The organism is Chamaesiphon sp. OTE_8_metabat_110 (genome assembly GCF_031382685.1).
In the GTDB taxonomy this organism is placed as follows: domain Bacteria; phylum Cyanobacteriota; class Cyanobacteriia; order Cyanobacteriales; family Chamaesiphonaceae; genus Chamaesiphon.
Map to the genome: position 1 here is coordinate 1 of NZ_JANMZA010000174.1, position 6,369 is coordinate 6,369.

The 6,369-nt window shown below is 49.8% G+C and carries 5 protein-coding genes; 2 read left to right on the plus strand and 3 right to left on the minus strand.

The window, feature by feature from the left end; translation table 11 throughout:
- Positions 1–351 precede the first annotated feature (351 nt).
- The 3 genes from RMO52_RS06235 to RMO52_RS06245 form a co-directional block, all read right to left on the minus strand.
- Entirely contained in the window at positions 352–687 is a 336-nt protein-coding gene (locus tag RMO52_RS06235) for a hypothetical protein (RefSeq protein WP_309741351.1), read from the minus strand.
- Positions 688–719: 32 nt separating this feature from the next.
- Positions 720–1,445, minus strand: coding sequence for a DUF3891 family protein (locus RMO52_RS06240; RefSeq protein WP_310411957.1), 726 nt, complete (start codon positions 1,443–1,445; stop codon positions 720–722).
- A gap of 266 nt (positions 1,446–1,711) precedes the next feature.
- Positions 1,712–2,212, minus strand: a complete 501-nt coding sequence (locus RMO52_RS06245) for a rhodanese-like domain-containing protein (RefSeq protein ID WP_310411959.1) — start codon at positions 2,210–2,212, stop codon at positions 1,712–1,714.
- Between the two features lie 324 nt (positions 2,213–2,536).
- Between RMO52_RS06245 and RMO52_RS06250 the strand changes: the two genes are divergently transcribed.
- A complete protein-coding gene (locus RMO52_RS06250) occupies positions 2,537–5,890 on the plus strand; it encodes a PAS domain-containing protein (protein ID WP_310411962.1) in 3,354 nt (1,117 codons plus the stop codon).
- Positions 5,891–6,014: 124 nt separating this feature from the next.
- The coding region (locus RMO52_RS06255; protein WP_310411965.1) for a cyclic nucleotide-binding domain-containing protein at positions 6,015–6,369 on the plus strand (355 nt) is incomplete at its 3' end.

The following is a 6,369-nucleotide window of genomic DNA, read 5'->3' on the forward strand; positions in this document are numbered from 1 at the left end:
GATCCAGAATATCTAGTAATGCTCGATCGATACGCGCAAAAGTTTGTTTAAATATCGATTTACCCCCAACCTACAACTACGGTATATACACAAGTCTGTTAAAGTTGCTGCATAGCCCCTTTACCCCACCCCAGACCTCCCCTTATAAAGGGGAGGGAGCGAAAGTCCCCCCTGCTTGGTGCGCTTACACTGTCGGGGAACCCGAACAGTGCGCGCATCCGCTTTATAAGGGGGGGTTGGGGGGGTAATCCCAGCGAAAACGAAGCCCTAAAGCCTAAAGCCTAAAACCTGCGAAAAATCCGGTCTTGGGGTTTCCCCAAGTGAAGGACTTTTTCAAGACAAAAACCTAACCTACGATCGCGAGGTAGATTTAAGTGGACGGGTAGTTATCTCCGGAGTCTGACCGAATTGAATAATGACAGAAGTAATTAGGGCAATCAGGACGATGACCCCTAAATCGCGACGAAAATAATCGGCACCTTGAGTAATTTCGAGGATCGACCAGTAGAGCAGCGAAACAAAAGCTAAGATATCTAAGGCAACTTTGACTTGACCTGTTTTAAAGAAAAACTTTAGCAGCGTCGCCGAAATCCAGATGATAATCGGTAGATTAGGTGATTGCATGATGACAACTTCACCAGTGCTATCTCGAAATAATCGATCGAACAAATTTGTATTTTCATTCATGATTAAAAAGAGTGTGAGTTAATTGCTAAAAATTATTTACGAAATGTCCACTCCAGCGATTTAATCGGTGCTGTTTGGAGGACATCTACCAATTCCTGGTTACTGGCAAATTTCATCTGCTTGGGATAAGTAGCATCGATTCGCAGCGTAAATTCTGAGCTGGTAAACGGCCACGGCTGGACACTCAGCGTCCCATCTTCACGCTCTAAGATGTCATGTCGATCGCCACTCGGCCCGGTAGCGATTTCCAGCCATCTTTGACCGTCAGGGATCTGGCGCTGACACAAAATCAACGACAATCGATCGCAACACTGCATTTTGTCATAGGCTTTCTGGACATCAGCTTTTTTCAGCTTCAAGCTTTTGCGCCAGGTGGTTTGCAGTTCGATTTGTTTGTCCAAAAACTCATCGAGTTCGGGGAGCTTGCCGCGCCGTCCCTCATTTAGAAAGCTCATGTGCATGGATACCAGCAATGCGACCCAGCGCCCCCGATAGAGGGCATTTTCCACATGCTCGTACAGGGGTGCTACTTCCAAATTTTCGCCCAAGGTGAAGTCTAGTGGTGCCCCGGCTTTAGTGAGGCAGTCGCCTTGCCATTCGCGCTCTAGATCGTCATGATGGGCGATCGCGGCGATCGTATCCACCAGATGAGCTGTATCATCTGGAGTCTCCCAATGCGCCGCTACTTGGGCAGCTAGGAGTGCGTGAGCGCGATGGTAGATGATTTCCCAGCCGTTGTCAGTCAGATTGGCAATCATGTGGTGAAGAGGGAGAAATAGACCTCCTGCGAAAGTAAAAATACAATTTTGTTCGGTATTGTTTTCATCCAAAGTATCCCCTGTCTCGATCCCCTATCCCCCTCCTACGGTGTATGCACAAGTCGGCTGTTGCTCCGTTTCCAGATCTAAATCCCCCAACCCCCTTGGAAAGCTTGCTCTAAAGTCCCCCTTTCCAAGGGGGATTGAGGGGGATTTCTAGGGTTTTCGCTTCGCTCCAAACTTGTGTGTACACAGCAGCTATTCCCTCAATCGTCGTTAGCGTGCTGCGCCTTACCTGCCACCTTGGTATCATGGTCTTCCTTCAGACGAGAGATGACATTAAATGCGTCGGCGGTTGGGGGTGAGGCATCTTCTTGAACGCCTTCAGTCGGGCCGCCAATTTCGTGCCAAGCATCCAGACCGCCCATGATATGAGTTACGGCTTCAAAGCCAGCAGCTCTGAGCATTTGAGCGGCTTCATGCGCTCGATCGTCAGACTCGGCATAGATGTAGATATCATGCTCGGGCTGGAGTGTAGACTTCATCTGGTCGAGCTGCTCCATGGGCATCGAGACTGCCCCAGTGATGCGTCCTTGGTTGAAGGCTTCATGTTCGCGAATATCAATAATCGATAAGGCAGGTTCGCCCCATTCGAGCAGCTTTTTGAGGTCGTAGGCAGTCGATACATATTGGAGTACAACTGGGGTTGGCGTTAGATTGCCCAGGGCATCTTGAATACCTTCGACAATATCGTGTAAATTTGCCATAAAGTTTTGTTTGCTAGCTTTCCTGATTACATCTACAGCATTGCAGAATCCAGCTCGAACCACTTCTACCCAAAGGTAGATCGTTAGATAACAGGATTAGACCTGTAGAAAGGCAGCTCAACTGCGAGAATCATGCTAAGTTGCGGCAATTAGTGCGTAATGGATCGGTGTAGATAGCGCTCGGCGGATAAAACTCAAACTTCAAGCCCAAATCGATGCCGACATCTTTCTTTGGGCTAGTGGTATAATCTCTAAGTCAGTGGATAGATTACAGATAAATTATTTTCAAGTAATCTGTAGTTTGCTACGGTCGAGTTGAAATTTATGAGTACTTCGCCCTACACGCTGCTAATCGTCGATGATGTTGCTACCGATCGAGAGTTGTATCGACGTGCCCTAAGATCGTCCAACTCTAACTATCATCTCTTAATCGCAGAATCAGTCGCAGCGGCACTCGAACTATGCCGCTCTCACCAGATCGATGCTGTGCTGCTCGATTATCTCCTCCCCGATGGCAATGGGCTAGATTTTCTAGAGCGATTAGCGGTGCAAACCAGTGGCAGCAATCCGCCTGTAGTGATGATATCGGGGCAGGGTAACGAACGGATTGCCGTTCGCGCTATCAAAATGGGTGCGGCAGATTATCTAGTCAAGAGCGACCTGACAGCAGAGCTATTACTCGCGACGCTCCGCAGTGCGATTGAAAATAACCGCTTGCAACGGCAATTGAGACAGTGTGAACAGCGGTTTGGGACGGCGATCGAAAATATGCTCGACTGTTTTGGCATTTGCTCGGCAATTCGCGATCGTGCTGGGCAGATCGTCGATTTTCGATTTGACTATCTAAATATGACGGCAATGCAGAGCAATCGGATGACGGAGGCTGACAGGGGTAAAACGCTCTGTGAAGTGTTTCCGGCCCTTCGCGAGACGGGATTGTTTGCCGAGTATTGTCAGGTGGTCGAGACGGGGATACCGCTGGTCAAAGAAGATTTAGTATATACGGATGTATTTGGGGGCGAACGATTGACTAATGCCTATAACGTGCAGATTGCTAAATTAGATGATGGGTTTACGGCTTCCTGGCGAGATATCACTGCCCAAAAACAAGTCGAACTCAGTCTGACAGCAGCTAACCAGCAGATTACGACGATTTGGGAAAGTATGACCGATGCCTATGTGACGCTCGATCGCGACTGGCAGGTCGTCTATACTAATTCGGCGGCAACTGAAGTATATCGCCAAACAACTGGTTTATTACCAGCAGAATATTTGGGCAGAAGTCATTGGGAAGTGTTTCCCGCGACGGTGGGCACGATTGTCGAGCGGGAGTATCATCGGGCTGTGACCGATCGAGTGGCGGTACATTTCGAGCTATTCTATGAGCTAACCGAAACATGGTTTGAGGTTCATGCTTATCCCTCAGATGTCGGCTTGGGGATTTATTTTCGGAATATTGACGATCGCAAACGAATTGAACTGGCGCGGATCGCCGCCGAGCAAGAGCGCGATCGCTTTTTCGATTTAAGGATCGATCTGCTGGTAGTTGCCAATCTGGAAGGGTATTTCGTGCGGGTCAATCCAGTTTGCGAAGAAATGCTCGGTTTTACCAGTGCTGAAATGATGGCACAACCCTTTCTCAGCTTAGTGCATCCTGACGATCTCGCCGCCACGATGGCTGTTGTCGAAAGCTTGAGCGCAGGTAATACGCTAGTTAATTTTGAGAATCGCTATCGCTGCCAGGATGGCTCCTATCGCTGGCTGTTGTGGAGTGCGATCCCGGATCTCGATCGGCAATTAATCTATGCCAATGGTCGGGACATCACCGCACGCAAGCGCGATGAAGAATTACTCCGCCAGAGTGAAGAATTAACCCGTCGCATCCTAGAGAGCAATCGCGACTGCATCAAAGTTGTGGATTTAGCAGGTCGGTTGATTTATATGAACGATTACGGACAGTCGCTGATGGAAATCGATGACTTCTCCACTGTCGCTAGGAGCCAATGGTGCGAATTCTGGCAAGATAGCGACCGAGCAGCGGCGCAAACTGCTTTTAGCATCGCCTTAGCTGGGGGAGTCAAGCGGTTTGATGGTTATTGTGCGACTTCTAAAGGTACGCCGAAATGGTGGGAAGTAATCGTCACACCGATCCTCGGTGCCGATGGACAAGTCAGCCAAATTTTATCGGTTTCGCGCGATATTACCGAACGCCAGCAAGCAGCAGCACTCCTCCAGGCGCAGCAAGCCACGATCCAGCAGCAATTAGGCGAAATCGAAGCTATTTATTTGTCGGCTCCAATCGGACTATCCTATATCAGTAACGAGCTGAAATTCGTGCGGGTCAACGAGCGGCTGGCACAAATTAATGGTTTGCCAATCGCCGCACATATCGGGCTGACGATCCGGGATGTGTTGCCAGAAATGGCAGATGCGATCGAAGCCCTGTATCGGCAAGTTATTGAGTCGGGGGAGCCAATTTTCGATTTAGAGTTGAGTGGTAGCACTCCTTCCCAGCCTGGAGTGGAGCGGCACTGGTTAGCTGCCTACTACCCGCAAACAGATCTCAGCGGTCGAGTGGTGGGGGTAAACGCGACGGTGCAAGAGATTACCGATCGCAAGCGGCTGGAAGCGGCACGAGTAGCAGCAGAGCAAGAGCGCGATCGCTTCTTCAATTTGTCGATCGATCTCCTCGCAATCGGCAACTTTGACGGGTATTTCACCAGGCTCAATCCAGCATGGGAACAGGTATTGGGCTATACCACTGCGGAATTAATGGCGCAATCCTTTGTCGAATTAATTCACCCTGAAGACGTAGCAATCACTGCCGCCGCGATGCGACAAGGGCAAAATGCAGGCGTGCAGAGTAAGGATTTTGAGAATCGGTACCGTTGCAAAGATGGCTCTTATCGCTGGCTATCGTGGAGTACGATGCCTTATCCCGATCGAAACTTGATGTATGGCATTGCGCGGGATATTACCGCTCGGAAGCAAACCCAAGCCGCTCTCGAAGATCGCAACCGCGAACTAGACTCATTTGTATATGTAGTATCTCACGATCTCAAAGCACCCCTACGCGCAGTTGCCAATCTCTCCCGGTGGATTGAGGACGACTTGGCAGGACAACTCACCGCCGCTACTCGAACGCAAATGAACCTCTTACGCAGCCGTGTAGATCGGATGGCAGGGACGATCGACGGACTGCTCGACTATGCTCGTGTCGGTCGCAGCGAGGACGCGATCGAACCCGTCGCCGTGGCACGATTGCTAGCAGATGTCATCGATACACTAGCTCCACCACCCACATTTGCGATCGCTCTCCCCGCCGAGCTACCAATCCTCATCACCAAGCGCCTACCATTATTTCAAGTATTTGTCAACTTAATCGGCAACGGCATCAAACATCATCATTCCGAGGCTGGCACGATTGGGATTGCGATCGCCCAGCGGGGAGATTGGTATGAATTTGCGGTGTCTGATGATGGCTCGGGGATTGCCCCCGAACACCAAGAGCGGATGTTTAAAATCTTCCAAGCTGTGAATCCGCAAAATCGATCGGACAGTACAGGCATCGGACTCGCGATCGTCAAAAAGATCGTCGAAGCCGAAGGTGGTACCATTTGGTTAGAGTCGGAACTGGGCAAGGGGACGACTTTTTATTTTACCTGGCCGAAGGGGTAGAGGGACGGGGGGACTGGGAGACTGGGAGACTGGGGGACTATTCGATTACTTTACCCTTTACCCTTTACCCTTTACCCTTTACCCTTTCCCCTTTCCCCTAAAAAACCCTTCCCCACATTCAATCATGTCCGACCAACAAACTTTAACCCATACCGATATTCAAGTTTTTCTAGAACATATTGCCCCATTCGACAGGTTATCACCGACCGACCTACAATATTGGATAGGTAAAATGAAACCACTTAGGTTTCGGATGGGTCAAAAAATCCTCATTAACAGCCAGCTACCCAACCACCTATTAGTTATCTACTCTGGTAAAGTCCGCCTAGTTGGGGTCGAACCCAGTACCAGTAAACCAGTCTCGCTCCAAGTATTAGAACCAGGCACGCTTTTAGGTGGAATTAGTCTCCTTCGCAACATTCCCTGTGAGACTGCTCTCGCCTCCGAAGAAACCGTTTGCTTCGTCCTTCCTGCTGGTG

What these genes read in the sequence shown, in the direction of transcription:
- RMO52_RS06235 (WP_309741351.1), bottom strand. Translation starts at nt 687, where the DNA reads ATGAATGAAAATACAAATTTGTTCGATCGATTATTTCGAGATAGCACT.
- RMO52_RS06245 (WP_310411959.1), bottom strand. Translation starts at nt 2,212, where the DNA reads ATGGCAAATTTACACGATATTGTCGAAGGTATTCAAGATGCCCTGGGC.
- RMO52_RS06240 (WP_310411957.1), bottom strand. Translation starts at nt 1,445, where the DNA reads ATGATTGCCAATCTGACTGACAACGGCTGGGAAATCATCTACCATCGC.
- RMO52_RS06250 (WP_310411962.1), top strand. Translation starts at nt 2,537, where the DNA reads ATGAGTACTTCGCCCTACACGCTGCTAATCGTCGATGATGTTGCTACC.